The following is an 18,620-nucleotide window of genomic DNA, read 5'->3' on the forward strand; positions in this document are numbered from 1 at the left end:
TTGGACCATGCCCGCGCTGCAGAGCACCCGTCAAGCGAGCCAGACCCCGTGGTTCGACAGCGAACCGGCGGCGGCCCTGCGCGTTCTGGAACGACAGTTGCTGCTGCCGCAGCTGTCAGCGCTGCCCACGCAGCCCTGGTTGTGGATCGCGCCGAGTGCGGCCTGGCTGGGCGACGCAGCACTGGGCGGGCGCGGCCTGCGCCTGTATCGGCAGGGGGCGGCTATGCCGGCGATACCCGTTGCGCGCTGCCGTTGCCGCTGGCCAACGAGAGCGTCAATGCCATCGTGCTGCAGCATGTCACCGCCGCCGATGCGGACCGGCTGCTGGACGAGTGCGAACGCGTGCTGATGCCGGGTGGGCACCTGTGGTTGAGCAGCCTCAATCCGTTCAGCCCCTACCGCACGCGCTGGCGCCAGCATGGACTGGTGGTGCGCACGCCGCAGCGGATCCGCCTGCTGCTCGGCCGTCATGGCCTGGAGTGCGACGATATGCGTTACCTCGGCCCGCTCTGGCGCGGCGCCGGCAGCCGCCGACCCGATGGCTGGGCGCCGCTGCGCGCCGCTTGCCTGTTCCATGCGGAAAAACGCACGCTGGCCCTGCCCGGGCCGAAACCGTTGCCGGTGCGCTGGCACGGCACCGTTGCTACCTGATCCTGGAGTTGTATTGAAAACCATTGAAATCCACACCGACGGTTCCTGCCTTGGAAATCCCGGCCCGGGCGGCTGGGCTGCGTTGCTGCGTTACAAGGGCCATGAGCGCGAACTGAGCGGCGGCGAAGCGCACACCACCAACAACCGGATGGAACTGATGGCGGCGATCTCCGGGTTGGAGACGCTGACCGAACCGTGCAACATCGTGCTCTACACTGATTCGCAGTATGTGCGGCAGGGCTTGACCCAGTGGATGCCCGGCTGGATCCGCAAGAACTGGAAGACCGCCGGCGGCGATCCGGTGAAGAACCGCGAGCTGTGGGAGCGCCTGCATGCGGCCACGCTGCGGCACCAGATCGACTGGCGCTGGGTGAAGGGCCACTCCGGTGACCCGGACAACGAACGGGTGGATACCCTGGCCCGCAACGCGGCGATCCAGATCCGCGATTCCAGCCCGGTAAACTGAGCCCATGCGTCAGATCATCCTCGATACCGAAACCACCGGCCTGGAATGGAAGAAGGGCAACCGCATCGTCGAAATCGGCTGCGTGGAGCTGTTCAAGCGCCGCCCGACCGGCAACAACTATCACCAGTACATCAAGCCGGACTGCGAGTTCGAACAGGGCGCGCAGGAAGTTACCGGGCTGACCCTGGAGTTCCTGGATGACAAGCCGGACTTCGCGCAGATCGCCGATGAGTTCCTGGCGTTCATCGATGGTGCCGAACTGATCATCCACAACGCGGCGTTCGACCTGGGCTTCCTCGACAACGAACTTTCGTTGCTCGGCCCGCAGTACGGGAAGATCACCGATCGCTGCACGGTGATCGATACCCTGGTGATGGCGCGCGAGCGCTTCCCGGGCCAGCGCAATTCGCTGGATGCGCTGTGCAAGCGGCTGGGCGTGGACAACTCGCACCGTGCGCTGCACGGCGGCCTGCTCGATGCGCAGATCCTGGGCGATGTCTACATCGCGCTGACCTCGGGCCAGGAAGAGATCGGCTTCGGCCTGGGGGATGACGAAGGCGGAGGTGCCGGTGCGGCGCTGCACGCGTTCGACACCAGCAAGCTGCTGCCGCGCCCGCGCGTAGTGGCTACGCCGTCGGAACTGGAAGCGCACACCGCGCGGCTGGAGCGACTGCGCAAGAAGGCCGGCCACGCCCTGTGGGATGGCCCGAAGGTGGAAGGGCCCGCCAGCGCGTAATGCATCGAGGTAGTGCCGGCCGCTGGCCGGCATCTGCGTGATACGAGGTTTTCCGATGAGCCGGCCAGCGGCCGGCACTACCGTGCGTCAGTGGCAGCGCACCAGGATCACGCTGATGTTGTCGCGGCCGCCGCCATCGAGTGCGGCGGCCACCAGGGTGTCCACGCATTCCTGCGCGCTGGCATCGTCGAAGGCCAGGGTGCGCGCGATGCCACGGTCATCCACCTCTTCGGTGAGGCCGTCGCTGCACAGCAGCAGCTGCATGCCCGGGCGCAGCTCACCGCTGGTGGTGGCCACATTCAGATGCGCCGGATCGGTCACACCCAGTGCCTGGGTGACCACGTTGCGGTGCGGATGCGCACGCGCCTGTTCGGCGGTCAGGTTGCCCTGCGCGACCAGCTCCTGCACCACGCTGTGGTCCTGGCTGAGCTGGGCCAGCTGGCCGTCGCGCCACAGGTAGGCACGGCTGTCGCCAACCCAGGCCACTTCATAACGATTGCCCTGCACGCGTGCGGCGACCACGGTGGTGCCCATCGGCAGCGTGTCATTGCGCCGGCGCGAGGTGCGGATGATCTCTTCATCGGCGGTGCGGATGGCCTGCACGAGCGGTGCACCGCGCCGCACTTCGCGGACGATGGTCTCGCGAGCCAATGCGCTGGCCACTTCGCCGCAGGCGTGACCGCCCATGCCGTCGGCCACCAGCCACAGGGCCAGCTCGCTGTCACCGTAGTAGGTGTCCTCGTTGAGCTCGCGGCGCAGGCCGGGGTGGGTGAGGTGTCCGAATTCAATCATGGTGGGTCGTGGGCGGGGTGTTGCGGGGGAGACAGGCATCATCGGGGGCCGCCGGCATCCGGCAAGGCATGCGCCGAGGAAATTTTCACTTCATTGGCTGGAATGACTTGTCGCCAGCCTCACTTCCTCGTATGATGCGCGTCCCCGGTCCGCCGGGGACCACCCGGAGAGGTGGCAGAGTGGTTGAATGTACCTGACTCGAAATCAGGCAGGCGTTTATAGCGCCTCGGGGGTTCGAATCCCCCCTCTCCGCCAGATTAAAGAAAAAGGGCTGCCGAAAGGCAGCCCTTTTTCTTTATCTGGCGCGGGACGCGCCGCCCCTGTCGGGGCAGCCCCTCAACAGAGGGGCTTGTTGCTCCAGATGCATCAGTAGATCCACGCCATGCGTGGATGCTGTCCTGCCGGGCTGGACCATCCACGCATGGAGTGGATCCCCCATCCCTTCGCGGGCCGCGGGTTAAACTGCCTGCATCACTTGCTGGAGCTTTCCCCATGACCGCTGAAATCCTCGTTCCCGTTTCTTTCGGCGAGCTGCTGGACAAGATCTCGATCCTGCAGATCAAGTCCGAGCGCATCAGTGACGAGGGCAAGCTGGCCAACGTGCGCAAGGAGCTGTCGGCGCTTGACCAGACCTGGATGGCGCACCCGGCGGCGGTGAAGGACATCGCCCGGCTGCGTGCCGAGCTGAAGACGGTCAACGAGCAGCTGTGGGACATCGAGGACGATATCCGCCTGAAGGAAAAGGCGCAGGCGTTCGACCAGGGCTTCATCGATCTGGCGCGCAGCGTCTACCTGCGCAATGACGAGCGCGCACGGATCAAGAAGGCGATCAACCTGGCGCTGGGTTCGGCCTATGTGGAAGAGAAGTCCTACCAGGATTACGCGCAGCGCGGGTGAGGTAGACCCGCCGGGCGTGGCCCGGCGCTACCGATGATCCATCGACTCAGGTGAGGTGGTCCGCCACGTAGCGTTCGAAGGCGGCGATACCGTCTTCGACGGTGATCAGTTCCATGACCTCGTCGAACTCGATCTTGGTGCCCCATTTCAGGTCGGCCGCCTGCTTGCCGAGGTACTTGCGCGCAGCATCGTCATAGCGGTCCACGCAGTAGCGGCGGTCCGAGTAGGGGCCGCTGCGGTGCGGGTTGCTGGCCGCATGCAGGCCTAGCACCTTGGTGCCCATCGCGTTGGCGATATGCATCGGGCCCGAGTCCGGGGTCATCACCAGGTTGGCGCGGGCCAGCAGGGCGGGCAGCTGCTTGAGCGTGTCCTTGCCGACCAGATCCAGTGCCGGTACAGGCAGCTGCGCCTGGATGGCATCGGCCATGCTGCGCTCCAGTTCGCTGCGGCCACCGCACAGCACGACCTGCCAGCCGCGCTGTGCGGCATGGTTGGCCACGGCGGCATAGCGGTCGGCGTACCAGTTGCGGCGCACGTGGCTGGAACACGGCGAAATCATCAGCACCGGGCGGCCGTCGTCCTGCCACTGCGCGGCAGCCCACTCATGCGCGGACGGTGGCACCGCCAGATCCCAGCTGACCTCGGTCTGGCGCAGCCCCAGCGGCTCGCAGAAGCTGCCGATCGCATCCAGTACGTGGATGCCCGGGCGGTCGGCGATGCGTTCGTTGATGAAGAGCCCGTGCAGGTCCTTGGAGCGGCTGCGGTCGTAGCCGATGCGGCGCTCGGCCGGAATGAAGGCCGACAGCAGATTGGCGCGGAACGCGACCTGCATCTGCAGCAGCGCTTCGAAACGCCCGGGTGGCAGCTGCTTGCGCAGCTCCTTGACGCCGGCCATGCCGCTCTTCTTGTCGTAGGCATGGAAGGTGACGCCCGGCAGGCCATCCAGCAGCTTGTGGCCGGCCTTGTCGATGATCCAGTGGATCGGCGTATCCGGGCGCGCGGCCTGCAGGGTGCGCACCAGGGGCACCACGTGGGTGACATCGCCGAGTGCGGACAGGCGCAGGAGGCACAAGGAAGAGGACGCTGATGCCATGTGTTGTTAGACTCAATGAAATGGTCGCATTCGACGCCAATGAAGCGCTGACGCCATGCCGCGAGGGTCGCGGCATCGGGGCCATTCTGTTCGACCGCGAGCGGCTGCGGCAAGCCGAGATCGGCCTGTTCTCGCCGCAGCACTGGGGCAGCAGGGCCCGGCCGGTGGGCGAGGGTGGCCGTGGCAGTGCCTGGTTCGTCGATGCGCCGTTCGGCGCCAGCGTGCTGCGGCACTACCTGCGGGGCGGCCTGGCCGCCAAGCTCAGCCATGACCAGTACCTGTGGCGCGGCTCGGACCGGACCCGCAGCTTCGCCGAATTCCGGTTGATGCGTGCGCTGCGCGAGAAGAAGCTGCCCGTGCCCCGGCCGATCGCCGCGTTCTACATGCGCGAGGGCCTGCGCTACCGGGCCGCGATCCTGATGGAGCGGATCGAGGGCGTGCGCTCGCTGGCCGATCGTGCACTGGTGGCCGGTCGCGGCGCGCCGTGGGAGGAGGCCGGTCGGCTGATCGCCCGCTTCCATCGTGCCGGGCTGGACCATGCCGACCTCAACGCGCACAACATCCTGTTCGATGGCAACGGCCACGGCTGGCTGATCGACTTCGACCGTGGCGTCATCCGCATTCCCGCCACCGCCTGGCGCGAACGCAATCTCAAGCGCCTGCTGCGCTCGCTGATCAAGCTGCGCGGTGAACGCAGCGTGGAAGACGTGCAGAAGGACTACGCGCGGCTGCGCCGCGCCTATGACATGGCCTGGAACCGGGGCACCTGATGGACTGGTCGTTGCGTTTCCTCGGCGTCGGCAATGCATCGGCGGTCGAGCTGGGGTCGCCGATGTCGGTGATCGAGCGCGAGGGCCGGCCGTGGCTGACCATCGACTGCGGCGGTGAAGGTCTGACCGCGTTCAAGGCGCACTACGGGCACATGCCGCAGGCGCTGTTCGTGACCCATGTGCATCTGGACCACGTGGCCGGCTTCGAGCGGCTGTTCGTCGATACCTTCTTCAATGCGCACCGGCGCGGCAAGGTGCGCCTGTACGTGCCGGCCACGGTGGTGCCGCTGCTGCACAAGCGCATCGGTGACTACCCGAACGTGCTGGCCGAGGGCGGTGCCAACTTCTGGGACGCGTTCCAGCTGATCGCGGTGGGCGATGCGTTCTGGCACGAGGGGTGCGCCTGGAGGTGTTCCCGGTGCGCCACCACTGGCCGGAGACGGCCTATGGCCTGCGCCTGCAGGGCGCGCTGACCTGGAGCGGCGATACCCGGCCGATTCCGGAGATGCTGGCCCGCTTCGCCAGCGACAACGAACTGATCGCCCACGACTGCGGCCTGCACGGCAACCCGTCGCACACCGGCGTGGATGACCTGGAGCGCGAGTACAGCGCTGAACTGCAGGCGCGGATGATGCTGTACCACTACGCCAGCGTGGCCGATGGTGCGGCGCTGGCCGCGCGCGGGCACCGCGTGGCGCAGCCGGGGCAGTGCGTGCCGCTGGCCAGCCCGACGGCGCCGCACGTGCTGGTGCAGGATCCGCCGTGAGCGGCTCCGGCCAGCCCGCCGACGCGGCGCTGGCCGCCGAACTTGAGGCATTGGAACGTGCGCTGCACGCACCGCAGGTGCGAGGTGATCGTGCGCGGCTGTCGGAACTGCTGGATGAGGATTTCAGCGAAATCGGCAGTTCCGGGCAGTGCTATGGCCGTGCGGCCGCGCTGGCGGAAATCCCGTTGGAGCGGGCGCAGGTACTCATCGAGTCGGACCAGTACGCGGTCTCGCTGCTGACGCGGGACCTGGCTCAGGTGCGTTATCGCAGCCGCTACCACCTCGATGGCCAGCCGCAGGGCTGGGTACTGCGCAGTTCGCTGTGGCGCAGGCAGGCGCAGGGGTGGAGGGTGGTGTTCCACCAGGGGACGCCGCAGGCACGGTAGCGCCGGGCCATGCCCGGCGAGGGGCGCCAACCAAGGTTGGCAGCTACCCGGGCCGGGCGTCGCCGGAAAAGGCGATGGCCCCGCCGGCTGGCCTCGGCGCCCGCGTCGATCGATACCGTTGCTGCCTTCCGGCCCTGGCGGGGTTTTCGACCTAGCGTCGCGAGGGGCCGACGGGGCCACCATAGAGACGTTGGCCGCCCGGTGGGCGGCCAGTTCACGGATCAGGGGAAGCAGCGCGGGTTGCGCCGGAGACCACAGCCGGACTGCGCATCGGCTGGCCGATGGCAGACGCGCATTCTACCGCACGCGCACGCACCGGCGCCAGCTTCACGCACTGAATCGGCTGTAACCCGTTCCCGGCCAGGCCGGCCGCGGGGTTCCCCGTTGCTAGAATGCCGGCCAGGAGGAACGACCTCCCCCACATCGGGAATCAAAGACCAGGACGGCCTGGCCCTACCAAGAGGAGGGCCGTCATGGCCTGGATCTATCTGTTGTTCGCCGGCCTGCTGGAAATCGTCTGGGCCGTGTCCATGAAGCAGTCCGAAGGCTTCAGCAAGCTCACCCCCACCGTGGTGACCATCATCGGCATGATCGCCAGCTTCTGGCTGTTGGCGGTGGCCATGCGCAGCCTGCCGCTGGGGACCGCCTACACGATCTGGACCGGCATTGGTGCGGTCGGCGCATTCGTGGTCGGCATCGTGTTCCTCGGCGAACAGGTCAGCCCGATGCGGATTGGTGCGGCGGTGCTTATCGTTTCCGGCCTGGTCCTGATGAAACTCTCCAGCAGCTGAGGGTTTATCCCGGCCGGATTATGCAGGGCAGGGTCTGCCTGCTGTGAATATGCAATGTGCATTTTCGGCAAAATAGATTTACCCGCCCGTTTTATTTGACGCGCGTCATGAAATTTCGTTGAGTGATTCACGCGGCACTGGCGGCATCCGTCGCACAGTGCCGCCATTCGTCGCGCGGAATCGGGGAGTTTCCGTGCCGATGGATACGCTGGAGCGCCGCTCTCGATGCGCGCCCGCGTGAAGATGTGAAGATTTTCCGAAGTTAATGCGCCAGGCCTTGTTTCCGCAGCGGGAACCGGGATGGGCCGCATCGTCTTCAAAAAACCTGCCCGCAGTGCCATCCGGTCTTTTCATGGAGATTTACCGATGAACCGCATTTACCGTCTGGTTTTCAATCGCGCCCTCGGCGTAATGCAGGTTGCATCGGAGGTTGCCCAGAATCCGGGTGGAAGCGCAGTTGCCAGCGGGCGGCCACCGCGCCTGCGGGCGCATCAGCTGGCGATGGCGTTGGCCGCCACGCTGGCCAGTGGTTCGGCGTTCGCTGCGTGCACGGGAACTACAACGGTCAATTGCGATGGCGCAACCAACCTCGTCAACTACGCCAATGGCACCAGCGGGCTGACCCTGAACATCGCCAGCGGTGCAGTGTTCAGCGTGCCACCGATCGTGGGTGGCAATGCGGTGACGCTGACCGGCAGCAACACCACCGTCAACAATGCCGGCACGATCGATCCGTTCCTGACCGGTGGGCTGAGCCTGGCCGCTGCCGGCCTGGTGGTCGGCAACAACACCGCCGGTGGCAGCACGATCACGGTCAACAACGAGACGGGTGGCCAGATCAAGGGCATCTTCAATATCGGCACGCTGCTCGGCTTCGGCGGCCAGGCGGTGACCGCGCAGAATGCTGCCGGTGGCACGACCACCCTGGTCAACGACGGTTCGATCGGAATGTCGCTGCTGGGCTTGGGCCAGGTGGCCGATGCGACCTCGGTGGTGACCTACGGCGGTGCACAGGCCAACGTGACCAACCGCGGCAGCATCACCGGCCGTGTCGGCCTGGGTGCTTCGGCCGGAAATACCTTCACCAATGCGGGTACGGTCAGCGGCAGCGTGCATCTGGGTGATTCCACCGGGGGCAATACCTTCACCGCCGTGGCCGGCTCCAGTGTCGCTGCGGGCGGTGGCCTGGCTGCAGCGGGCACGCTGGTGGGCGTGGCCGGGGTGAAGGTGGCGGCCGCCGGATTCGTCGACGCCGGCGCCGGTACCGGTGCGGCCAACAACACGCTGGTGCTGCAGGACAATGCCGGCAACAACGGACCGGCCACCAGCATCGGCTGGAGCAACTACGTCGGGTTCCAGAGGCTGACGGTCAACAGCGGCACCTGGAACCTGCAGGGACCGTGGTCGGGAACCGGCGCGATCACCCTCGGCGGCGGCCTGGTCAACTTCAACAGCAACACCTCGTTCGGCTCCGGGCTGTTCACCGTCAACGGCGGCACCATCGCTGCCAGCGGCGCAGGCCTGGCGCTGGGCAACACCTTCACCCTCAACAACACGTTGACCCTGGGCGGCACGCAGGGCTTTGCCTTGAATGGCGTGCTGTCCGGTGGCGGTGGCCTGACCATCAGCAACACGGGTGTGGTGACGCTGGGTGCTGCAAACCTGTTCGGCGGCGGCGTCAACCTCAATGCCGGCGGCCTGCTGCTGGGCAATGCCGGTGCGCTGGGCAGCGGCAACCTGACCGTCGGTGGCGCCGCCTCGCTCGATACCAGCGCCGGCTTCGTGCTGGGCAACAACCTGGTGATCAGCGGCAGCGGCTCGCTGAACCTGCTGGGCAACAATCCGTTGTCATTGAACGGCTCGATTTCCGGTGCCGGCAACCTGATCAAGAACGGTGCCGGCACGCTCACCTTGAACGGCGCCAATTCGCTGACCGGCAACTTCAGCCTTGCCGGGGCTCGCTTGCGCTAGGCGCGGGCGGCAGCCTGTCACCCACCGGTGCGATGACGCTGGGCGTTGGCACCACGCTGGACCTGACGGCAGCGGTCAACCAGACCATCGGCTCGCTGGCCGGCCTCGGCGGCGCGGTCAATCTGGGCAGCCACACGCTGACTTTGGGCGGGCTGGGCAACACCAGCTACAGCGGCACGTTCGGCGCGGGCACCGGTGGCCTGATCAAGCTGGGGACCGGCGTGCAGACGCTGTCGGGAGTCAACAATCTCAGCGGCGGTGTTGCGCTCAACGCCGGTGGCCTGGTGCTGGGCAACAACGCTGCACTCGGCAGCGGCGCGCTCAGTGTGGGGGCAACGTAAGTCTGGACGGAACCACCGCGCTGTCACTGACCAATGCGATCACGCTGGGCGCCGGTGGAACGCTGAACCTGCTGGGTAACCAGGCACTGACGCTCAACGGTGTGATCGGTGGCGTGGGTGGGCTGACCAAGAACGGCGCGGCAACGCTGACGCTCAATGGTGCCAATACGTTCGGTGGCGGGCTGGCGTTCAACGCCGGCAGCCTGGTGCTGGGCAATGCCGGCGCGCTGGGCACCGGTGCGCTGAATGTCGGTGGCGCGGTGACGCTGGATGCCGGTTCGGCGCTGAGCGTGGGCAATGGCATCAACCTGGGCGGCGGTGCGTCGCTCAATGTGCTCGGCGGCAATGCACTGACGCTGGGCGGTGTCATCGGCGGCAGCGGCAGTCTGGTGAAGAATGGCGCCGCAACGCTGACCCTGAGCGGTGCCAACACCTACACCGGCGGCACCGCCATCAATGCGGGCACGGTGGCGATCGGTGCCGGTGGCAGCCTGGCCGCCACCGGCGCGGTCACCCTCGGTGGCGTCGGTGCGGTGCTGGATCTGTCCGCCGGCGGCAACCAGACCGTCGGCGCACTCAGTGGCGTGGCCGGCAGCACGCTGGCGCTCGGTGCCACGACGCTGACCTTCGGCGACGCCACCAACCAGACCCTGGCAGGCGTCATCACCGGTACCGGCGGCCTGGTCAAGCAGGGCGCCGGCACGCAGACACTGAGTGGAGCCAACACCTTCAGCGGTGGCCTGAACCTGGCTGCTGGCGGGCTGGTGCTGGGCAACAACGGTGCCCTCGGCAGCGGCGCGTTGACGGTCAGCGGCAACGGCACGCTGGACGGCACCGCTGCGCTGAACCTGGGCAATGCGGTGAACCTGACCGGTTCGCTGACGCTGCCGGGCGCACAGAACCTGACCCTGGGCGGTGTGGTGGCCGGGACCGGCAGCCTGGTCAAGAACGGCGCTTCGGTACTGACACTGACCGGTATCAATACCTTCAGCGGCGGGCTGACGCTCAATGCCGGCAGCCTGCTGCTCGGCAACAGCGCCTCGCTCGGCAGCGGCGCACTGAACGTCAATGGTGCCGCCACGCTCGATGGCCTGACCGCGCTCAACCTGGCCAACAACATCGCACTGGGCGGCGGCGCCGCACTGACGCTGCCGGGCACGCAGGCGGTGACGCTCGGTGGGGTGGTATCCGGTGCCGGCAGCCTGACCAAAAATGGCGCCAGCACGCTGACGCTCAACGGTGCCAACACCTTCACTGGCGGCCTGGCGCTGAACGGCGGTGGCCTGCTGCTGGGCAACGCCGGAGCACTCGGCACGGGTGCACTGAATGTTGGCGCAAACGCGACGCTGGACAGCAGTGTGGCGGCCAACCTGGGCAATGCGGTGAACTTGGCTGGAGGCACGGTGCTGAACCTGCTGGGCAGCCAGGATGTGACGCTGGGCGGTGTCATCGCCGGAACCGGCGAACTGGTCAAGAACGGCGCTTCGACGCTGACCTTGAATGGCCCCAACACCTTCTCCGGAGGTGTCGGCCTCAATGCCGGTGTGCTGCGGCTGGGCAATGCCGGCGCACTGGGCACGGGCGCACTGGATGTGGGTGGCAATGCGTCGCTGGATGCCAGCGCTGCACTGAACCTGGGCAACAGCATCGGCCTGGCCGCAGGTGCCAACCTGACCGTGCTGGGCAGCAACGACCTGACGCTGGGTGGCCCGGTGTTCGGCGCCGGTGGATTGATCAAGGACGGTGCGGCACGGTTGACCCTGAGCGGTGCCAACCTCTATGCCGGCGGCACCACCATCAACAACGGCACGCTGGCGCTGGGGGCCGGTGGCAGCCTGGCGGCGGGCGGCGATGTGACGCTCGGCAACGCCGGTGCGGGCTTCGACATTTCCGCGGCCGGCGGCAACCAGACCATCGCTGCGTTGAACGGCGTGGCCGGAACCGCGCTGACGCTGGGCGGCAATTCGCTGACCTTCGGCAGCAATGCCAACGCCACCTTTGATGGCGTGATCAGTGGCACCGGCGGCCTGGTCAAAACCGGTACCGGCATCCAGACGCTGTCCGGTGCCAACACGTTCAGCGGTGGCCTGGCGCTCAACGGCGGCGGGCTGGTGCTGGGCAACGCCGATGCGCTGGGGAGCGGCGCGCTCGGTGTGGGTGGCTCGGTCAGCCTCGACAACACGGTGGCGCTGAACCTTGCCAACGCGGTGAACTTCGGTGCCGGCACGCAGCTGACCCTGGGCGGCAGCAATGACGTCACCCTGGGCGGCGTGCTGAGCGGCAACGGCAGCCTGGTCAAGAACGGTGCTGGCCTGCTGACGCTCAACAACAGCAACACCTTTGGCGGCGGCCTGACCTTGAATGGTGGCGGCCTGGTGGTCGGCGCCAGCGGCGCGCTGGGCACCGGTGCGTTGAATGTGTCCGGCAGCACCACGCTGGATGCCGGCGCTGCGGTGACGCTGGGCAACGCGGTGAACCTGGGATCGGGCGTGGCACTGACCCTGCCGGGCAGCAACGCGCTGACCCTGGGCGGCATCGTGGCCGGCAATGGCAGCCTGATCAAGAATGGTGGTGCGACGCTGACACTGTCCGGCGCCAACACCTATACCGGTGGCACCACCGTCAATGCCGGCACGCTCGCGTTGGGCGCGGGCGGCAGCCTGGCCGCGGCAGGTGATGTCACGCTGGGCGCTGCAGGGGCGACCTTCGACATCTCCGGCGCAGGCAGCAGCCAGACCATCGGTGCGCTCAACGGCGTGGCAGGAACTTCGCTGGCCCTGGGCGGCAATTCGCTGACCTTCGGCACCGCTGGCAACGGCGCGTTTGATGGCCTGATCAGTGGCGGCGGCGGGTTGGTGAAGGTGGGGGCGGGTGTGCAGACCCTGTCCGGCGCCAACACCTTCGGCGGCGGCGTGACGCTCAATGCCGGCGGCCTGGTGCTGGGCAATGACGCGGCGCTGGGTACCGGCGCACTGACCGTCGGTGGCGCGGCCACGCTGGATACCACCGCGCTGGCGACGCTGGCCAACAACGTTGTGCTCAACGCCGGGCTGACCGTGCTGGGCACCAACGCACTCACCCTCAACGGTGTGCTCTCCGGTACCGGCAGCCTGACCAAGAACGGCCTTGCAACGCTGACCTTGAACGGCATCAACACCTACACCGGCGGTACCAACATCAATGCCGGTACGCTGGCACTCGGCGCCGGCGCCAGCCTGGCCGCAAGCGGCACCGTCAATCTCGCCACCGGCGCCACGCTGGACCTGTCGGCCGGCAACGGCACGCAGGTGTTCGGCACACTGGTGGGCAACGGCACGGTCAACCTGGGGGCCAACAACATCGAAGTGGGCAGTGCCGCCAACGGCACCTTCAGCGGCTCGATCGCCGGCACCGGTGGCCTGACCAAGGTCGGCAGCGGTATCGAAACACTGACCGGCATCAACACCTACACCGGCGGCACCACCATCAACGCCGGCACGCTGGCGATCGGCGCCGGTGGCAGCCTGGCGGCGACCGGTGCAGTGAACGTGGCGGCGCCAGGTGCGGGCTTCGACATCTCGGCCTCCGGCGCCAACCAGACCATCGGTTCGCTGTCCGGCGTGGCCGGCTCGACGGTCAGCCTGGGCGCCAACACCCTGATTCTGGGTGGCGCCAGCAGCAGCACCTTCGATGGCGCGATTGCCGGTACCGGCGGGTTGGTCAAGAACGGCGCGGGCATTCTCACCCTCGGCGGCGCCAATCTGTTCAGTGGCGGCGTGGCATTGAACGGTGGCGGGCTGGTGGTCGGCAACAACGCGGCACTGGGCAGCGGCGCGTTGAGCGTCGGTGCCGATGCGTCGCTGGACAGCAGCCTGGCGGTGACCCTTGGCAATGCCATCGACCTCACCGCCGGTGCCAACCTCAACCTGCTCGGCAGCAATGCGCTCACGCTGGGGGTGTCATCAGCGGTGGCGGTGGCCTGATCAAGAATGGTGCGGCGACGGTGACCCTGACCGGCGCCAACACCTACACTGGCGGTACCGCCATCAACAGCGGCACGCTGGCCATCGGTGCCGGCGGCAGCCTGGCCTCCACCGGCGCGGTGAATCTTGCCGGTGCCGGCACGCTGGATATTTCCGGCGGTGGCAACCAGAGCATCGGTTCGCTGGCCGGTGTGGCCGGTAGCAGCGTGGCGCTGGGTGGCAACTCGCTGACCCTGGGCGGCGTGGCCGACAGCACCTACAACGGCGTGATCAGCGGCAGCGGCGGATTGATCAAGAACGGTGCCGGCGTGCAGACACTGACCGGCGCCAATACCTTCGGTGGAGGCGTCAGCCTCAACGCCGGTGGCCTGGTGGTGGGCAACAACGCCGCGCTGGGTACCGGCACGGTGACCGTGGGTGGCAATGCCACGCTCGATTCCAACAGCGCGATCACCCTGGGCAACAACTTCGTTCTCAATGCCGGCCTGACCGTGCTGGGCAGCAACGACCTGACCCTCAACGGCAGCCTCAGCGGCACCGGTTCGCTGACCAAGAACGGCGTGGCCACGCTGACCTTGAATGGCGCCAACACCTATACCGGCGGCACGTTCATCAATGCCGGCACGCTGGCGCTGGGGGCAGGGGCCAGCCTGCATGCCAACGGCATCGTCAATCTGGCCAGCGGCGCCACCTTCGATCTGTCGGCCGGCGCCGGTACGCAGCAGTTCGGCACGCTGATCGGCGACGGTACGGTGAACCTGGGCGCGAACACGCTGACCATCGGTGATGCCACCAACGGCACCTTCGCCGGTTCGGTGGCGGGCACCGGTGGGCTGATCAAGGAAGGCACCGGTACCCAGACCCTGACCGGCACCAACACCTTCACCGGCGGCACCACCATCAACGCCGGCACGCTGGCGATCGGCGCTGGCGGCAGCCTGGCGGCGACCGGTGCGGTCACCCTGGCCAGCGCCGGCACCGCGTTTGATATCTCCGCAGGCGGCAACCAGAGCATCGGCTCGCTGGCGGGCGTGGCGGGCTCGGACGTGTCGCTGGGCGGCAACACGCTCACCCTCGGCGGCGTCGGCAACACCACGTTCAACGGGGTCATCGGTGGCACCGGCGCGTTGATCAAGGACGGCGCGGGCGTGCAGACGCTGGGCGGTGCGAACACCTTCACTGGCGGGGTCACCCTCAATGCCGGTGGCCTGGTGGTCGGCAACAACGCGGCACTGGGCAGTGGTCCGCTCACCGTCGCCGGCAACGGCACGCTCGATGCCAACGCGGCGGTGACCCTGGCCAACGACGTCGCCCTGGGCGCCGGCGCCAACCTGGACGTGCTCGGCAGCAACGATCTGACGCTGGGCGGCGCGATTTCCGGCGCCGGCGGCTTGATCAAGGATGGCCCGGCCACGCTGACCCTGACCGGCGCCAGCAGCTATACCGGCACCACCACCCTCAACAGCGGCACGCTGGCCGTGGGCGCGGGCGGCAGCCTGTCCGGCGCCAGCACGGTGAACCTGGCCGGCACCGGCACCCTGGACATCAGCGCCGGTGGCAACCAGAGCATCGGTGGTCTGGCTGGTGTTGCCGGCAGTACAGTCGCGCTGGGTGGCGCCACGCTGACCACCGGCGGCAACAACGCCAGCACCACCTTCGCCGGCGTGCTCAGCGGTACCGGTGGCCTGGTGCAGGGCGGTACCGGCACGCTGACCCTCAGCGGCGACAACACCTATACCGGGGGTACCACCGTCAATGGCGGCAGCACGCTGCAGATCGGCAACGGCGGCAGCACCGGTTCGGTGCTGGGCGACATCACCAACAACGGCAGCCTGGTCTACAACCTCGGCAGCACGGCAACGGTGGGTGGCGTGGTCAGCGGCAGCGGCGGCCTCACCCAGGCCGGCAGCGGCACGCTGGTGCTGACCGGCAACAACACCTACACCGGCGGTACCACCATCAATGCCGGTGGCACGTTGCAGGTCGGCAATGGCGGTGCCAGTGGTGCGATCGTCGGTGACATCACCAACAACGGCGCGCTGGTCTCCAACGTGGCCGGCAACACCACGCTGGGCGGCACCATCAGCGGCAGCGGTGGCCTGACCCAGGCCGGCAGCGGCACGCTGCTGCTGACCGGCAACAACACCTATACCGGAGGCACCACCATCAATGCCGGTGGCACGCTGCAGGTCGGCAACGGCGGCGCGACCGGTGCGATCACCGGCAATGTCGCCAACAACGGCAGCCTGGTGTTCGACGTGGCCGGCAACACCACCGTTGGTGGCGCGATCAGTGGCAGTGGCGCGCTGACCCAGGCCGGCGCGGGTGTGCTGACCCTGGTCGGCAACAACAGCTACACCGGTGGCACCACCATCAATGCCGGTGGCACGCTGCAGGTGGGTAATGGCGGCGCCACCGGTTCGATTGCCGGTGACATCACCAACAATGGTGCGCTGATCTCCAACGTGGCCGGCAATACGCAGCTGGGCGGCACCATCAGCGGCAGCGGTGGCCTGACCCAGGCCGGCAGCGGCACGCTGCTGCTGACCGGTAACAACACCTACAGCGGTGGCACCACCATCAACGCTGGCGGCACGCTGCAGCTGGGCAATGGCGGCGCGACCGGCTCGATCGTCGGCGACATCACCAACAACGGTGCGCTGGTGTCCAATGTGGCCGGCAACACCACGCTGGGCGGCACCATCAGCGGCAGCGGCGGCCTGACCCAGGCCGGCAGCGGCACGCTGACGCTGACCGGCAACAACACCTACACCGGCGGCACCACCATCAACACCGGTGGCACGCTGCAGGTCGGCAACGGGGGCGCGACCGGCGCGATCGGCGGCAACGTCAGCAACAATGGCAGCCTGGTATTCAACGTCGGTGGCAACACCACCGTCGGCGGCACCATCAGCGGCAGCGGTGGCCTGACCCAGGCTGGCAGCGGCACGCTGATCCTGGGCGGCAACAACAGCTATACCGGTGGCACCACCATCAACACCGGTGGCACGTTGCAGGTCGGCAACGGTGGCGCCAGCGGTGCCATCACCGGCAATGTCAGCAACAACGGCAGCCTGGTGTTCAACGTGGGCGGCAATACCACGGTGGGCGGCACCATCAGCGGCAATGGCGGCCTGACCCAGGCCGGCACCGGTACCGTCACTCTCACCGGCAACAACACCTACACCGGCGGCACCACCATCAATGCCGGCGGTACCGTGCAGGTCGGCAACGGCGGCGCCAGCGGCGCGATCACCGGCAACATCACCAACAACGGTGGCCTGATCATCAATACCGGTGGCACCACCACGCTGGGCGGCACCATCAGCGGCGGCGGCAGCATCGTGCAGGCCGGCCCGGGTGGGCTGAACCTGGGCGGCAACAGCGGTGGCTTCAGCGGCACCGGCCAGGTCACCGGCGGCGGCCTGAATGTCACCGGCACCATCGGTGGCCAGTGGACCATCGGCAGCGGCACCACGCTGTCCGGCACCGGCACCATCGGTGGCACCGGCGGTGGCGTGACCGTATCCAGCGGCGGCGTGCTGTCGCCGGGCAATGGGCCGGGCAACGGCAGTGGCGCCGGCAACGGCACCGGTACGATCACCGTGGGCGGCAACCTGACCCTGTCGCCGGGCAGCACGCTGGGCATCGACCTGGGTGCCACCGGCAGCGACACCGTGCAGGTTGGTGGCAGCGCGACGGTGGGCGGCAGCACCGTGCAGGTGAACACCATTTCGCCCAGCACCAGCTACCAGCAGGGCCAGCAGTACACGGTGGTCAACGCGGCCGGTGGGGTGAGCGGGCAGTTCGCTTCCGCGACTTCGCCGTCGGCGTTCCTGACCATCACACCGGTCTACACCGCCAACACCGCCAATCTGAAGATCGACGTGGCGCAGACCGCGGCGTTCACTTCGGTGGCCAACAGCCGCAACCAGTACAACACCGCAGCCGCGCTGGACAGCCTGCCGCAGAGTGGTCCGGCGCTGGGCCTGTACAACACCGTGCTGATCTATGACGCGGCCACCGCGCGCAGCGCGTTCGACCAGTTGTCCGGTGAAGTGCATGCGGCCAGCCGTGCGGTGCTGCTGTACGACAACTACCTGGAAGAAGGCATCCGCCAGCGCCTGGGCAGTGAACTGCCGACCGTGCGTGGCGAGCGCGCCTCGGCCTGGCTGGCCGGCAGCGGCAAGGTGTTCAAGCAGGATGGCGATGGCAACGGGGATGAGATCCGCGCCAACCGCAATGCGCTGATGGCCGGCGTCGATTGGCAGCTGGGCGAGCACGTGGTGCTGGGTGCGGCAGCCGGCAATGAACGTCTGGATACGCGCCTGTACGATCGCAGCTCGCGCGCCCGCCTGCGTGGCAATACCTTCGGCCTGTACGCACAGGGCGAGTGGAACAACGGCTTTGCGGTTGGTGGCAGCGTGTCGCGCGGAGACTACCGTACGCGCACCACGCGTGAAGTGCCGCTGCTGGGCCAGACTCTGTACAGCCGCCAGGATTCGGACGTGACCATCGCCCAGGTCGAAGGCAGCTGGACCTGGAGCCACGGCCGCACCCAGCTGCAGCCGTACGTGCAGTTCACCAAGCACTGGGTCGACAGTGATAGCGCAGTGGAGCAGGGCGGGACTGCCGCGCTGGTGCTGGAAGGCGGCAAGGACACGCTCAATGTCAGCACCGTGGGCGTGCGTGGCCGCTGGGATGTGGGCAGCGGCGAGCGCTTCCCGGCGCAGCTGACGGTTGGCCTGGGCTGGCAGCACGCGTCGGGTGATTCCGACGTGGCCAGCCGCAACCGCTTCGCGGTCGGCGGCAATGCCTTCGATGTCTACAGCGCGGTGATGGCACGCAATGCGCTGGTCAGCCAGGTCGGCGTGGCGGTGGGCCTGGGCCGCAACAGCCAGCTGTCGATGTTCGTGCAGGGCCAGCACGGCGATGGTCGCCGCGATGTCGGCGGGCAGATCAACCTGCGCGTGGGCTTCTGAGGGGAGTAGGGCAGCA

8 protein-coding genes, 1 tRNA gene, 1 other RNA gene and 3 pseudogenes are annotated in these 18,620 nt (G+C 67.7%); 10 read left to right on the top strand and 3 right to left on the bottom strand.

Annotation, left to right across the window (positions count from 1 at the left end; translation table 11 throughout):
- The first annotated feature begins 7 nt into the window (after positions 1-7).
- The 3 genes and pseudogenes from N4G47_RS02905 to dnaQ all read left to right on the top strand — a co-directional run bounded on the left by N4G47_RS02905 (position 8) and on the right by dnaQ (position 1,853).
- Positions 8-651: pseudogene (locus tag N4G47_RS02905) on the top strand (methyltransferase domain-containing protein).
- A gap of 13 nt (positions 652-664) precedes the next feature.
- On the top strand, positions 665-1,117 hold the full coding sequence (rnhA, locus tag N4G47_RS02910) for a ribonuclease HI (RefSeq protein ID WP_014036151.1): 453 nt from the start codon (positions 665-667) through the stop codon (positions 1,115-1,117).
- Between the two features lie 4 nt (positions 1,118-1,121).
- Entirely contained in the window at positions 1,122-1,853 is a 732-nt protein-coding gene (dnaQ, locus tag N4G47_RS02915; RefSeq protein ID WP_475285093.1) for a DNA polymerase III subunit epsilon, read from the top strand.
- An 87-nt stretch (positions 1,854-1,940) separates the two neighbouring features.
- Here the strand turns inward: dnaQ and N4G47_RS02920 are convergent, their stop codons facing one another.
- A complete protein-coding gene (locus tag N4G47_RS02920) occupies positions 1,941-2,645 on the bottom strand; it encodes a PP2C family protein-serine/threonine phosphatase (protein WP_107230011.1) in 705 nt (234 codons plus the stop codon).
- Between the two features lie 165 nt (positions 2,646-2,810).
- Between N4G47_RS02920 and N4G47_RS02925 the strand changes: the two genes are divergently transcribed.
- Both N4G47_RS02925 and N4G47_RS02930 read left to right on the top strand, forming a co-directional pair.
- A tRNA-Ser gene (locus N4G47_RS02925) sits at positions 2,811-2,900 on the top strand.
- Positions 2,901-3,137: 237 nt separating this feature from the next.
- On the top strand, positions 3,138-3,542 hold the full coding sequence (locus N4G47_RS02930) for a DUF6165 family protein (protein WP_107230012.1): 405 nt from the start codon (positions 3,138-3,140) through the stop codon (positions 3,540-3,542).
- A gap of 46 nt (positions 3,543-3,588) precedes the next feature.
- Here N4G47_RS02930 and N4G47_RS02935 read toward each other — a convergent pair whose 3' ends face one another.
- Positions 3,589-4,635, bottom strand: coding sequence for a glycosyltransferase family 9 protein (locus tag N4G47_RS02935; protein WP_475285095.1), 1,047 nt, complete (start codon positions 4,633-4,635; stop codon positions 3,589-3,591).
- Between the two features lie 20 nt (positions 4,636-4,655).
- Between N4G47_RS02935 and N4G47_RS02940 the strand changes: the two genes are divergently transcribed.
- The 3 genes and pseudogenes from N4G47_RS02940 (at position 4,656) to N4G47_RS02950 (ending at position 6,557) form a co-directional block, all read left to right on the top strand.
- The gene (locus tag N4G47_RS02940) at positions 4,656-5,405 is read left to right on the top strand and encodes a 3-deoxy-D-manno-octulosonic acid kinase (protein ID WP_475285097.1); all 750 of its coding nucleotides are present in this window, start codon (positions 4,656-4,658) and stop codon (positions 5,403-5,405) included.
- Positions 5,405-6,171 (top strand): annotated as a pseudogene (locus N4G47_RS02945) (MBL fold metallo-hydrolase). The gene N4G47_RS02940 and the pseudogene N4G47_RS02945 overlap by 1 nt, the downstream one beginning before the upstream one ends.
- Entirely contained in the window at positions 6,168-6,557 is a 390-nt protein-coding gene (locus tag N4G47_RS02950; protein WP_475285099.1) for a nuclear transport factor 2 family protein, read from the top strand. The pseudogene N4G47_RS02945 and the gene N4G47_RS02950 overlap by 4 nt, the downstream one beginning before the upstream one ends.
- Before the next feature lie 83 nt (positions 6,558-6,640).
- Here N4G47_RS02950 and ffs read toward each other — a convergent pair.
- Positions 6,641-6,731: signal recognition particle sRNA small type (gene ffs, locus N4G47_RS02955), an RNA gene on the bottom strand.
- A 299-nt stretch (positions 6,732-7,030) separates the two neighbouring features.
- Between ffs and N4G47_RS02960 the strand changes: the two genes are divergently transcribed.
- Both N4G47_RS02960 and N4G47_RS02965 read left to right on the top strand, forming a co-directional pair.
- Positions 7,031-7,348 carry a DMT family transporter gene (locus N4G47_RS02960; protein WP_107230015.1) on the top strand — a complete coding sequence of 106 codons (318 nt, stop codon included), beginning with the start codon at positions 7,031-7,033 and terminating at the stop codon, positions 7,346-7,348.
- A gap of 366 nt (positions 7,349-7,714) precedes the next feature.
- Positions 7,715-18,604 (top strand): annotated as a pseudogene (locus tag N4G47_RS02965) (autotransporter-associated beta strand repeat-containing protein).
- The last annotated feature ends 16 nt before the right edge of the window (positions 18,605-18,620 follow it).

Source organism: Stenotrophomonas sp. GSD10, from assembly GCF_056172695.1.

What these genes read in the sequence shown, in the direction of transcription:
- N4G47_RS02960 (WP_107230015.1), top strand. Translation starts at nt 7,031, where the DNA reads ATGGCCTGGATCTATCTGTTGTTCGCCGGCCTGCTGGAAATCGTCTGG.
- N4G47_RS02930 (WP_107230012.1), top strand. Translation starts at nt 3,138, where the DNA reads ATGACCGCTGAAATCCTCGTTCCCGTTTCTTTCGGCGAGCTGCTGGAC.
- N4G47_RS02940 (WP_475285097.1), top strand. Translation starts at nt 4,656, where the DNA reads ATGGTCGCATTCGACGCCAATGAAGCGCTGACGCCATGCCGCGAGGGT.
- dnaQ (WP_475285093.1), top strand. Translation starts at nt 1,122, where the DNA reads ATGCGTCAGATCATCCTCGATACCGAAACCACCGGCCTGGAATGGAAG.
- N4G47_RS02935 (WP_475285095.1), bottom strand. Translation starts at nt 4,635, where the DNA reads ATGGCATCAGCGTCCTCTTCCTTGTGCCTCCTGCGCCTGTCCGCACTC.
- N4G47_RS02920 (WP_107230011.1), bottom strand. Translation starts at nt 2,645, where the DNA reads ATGATTGAATTCGGACACCTCACCCACCCCGGCCTGCGCCGCGAGCTC.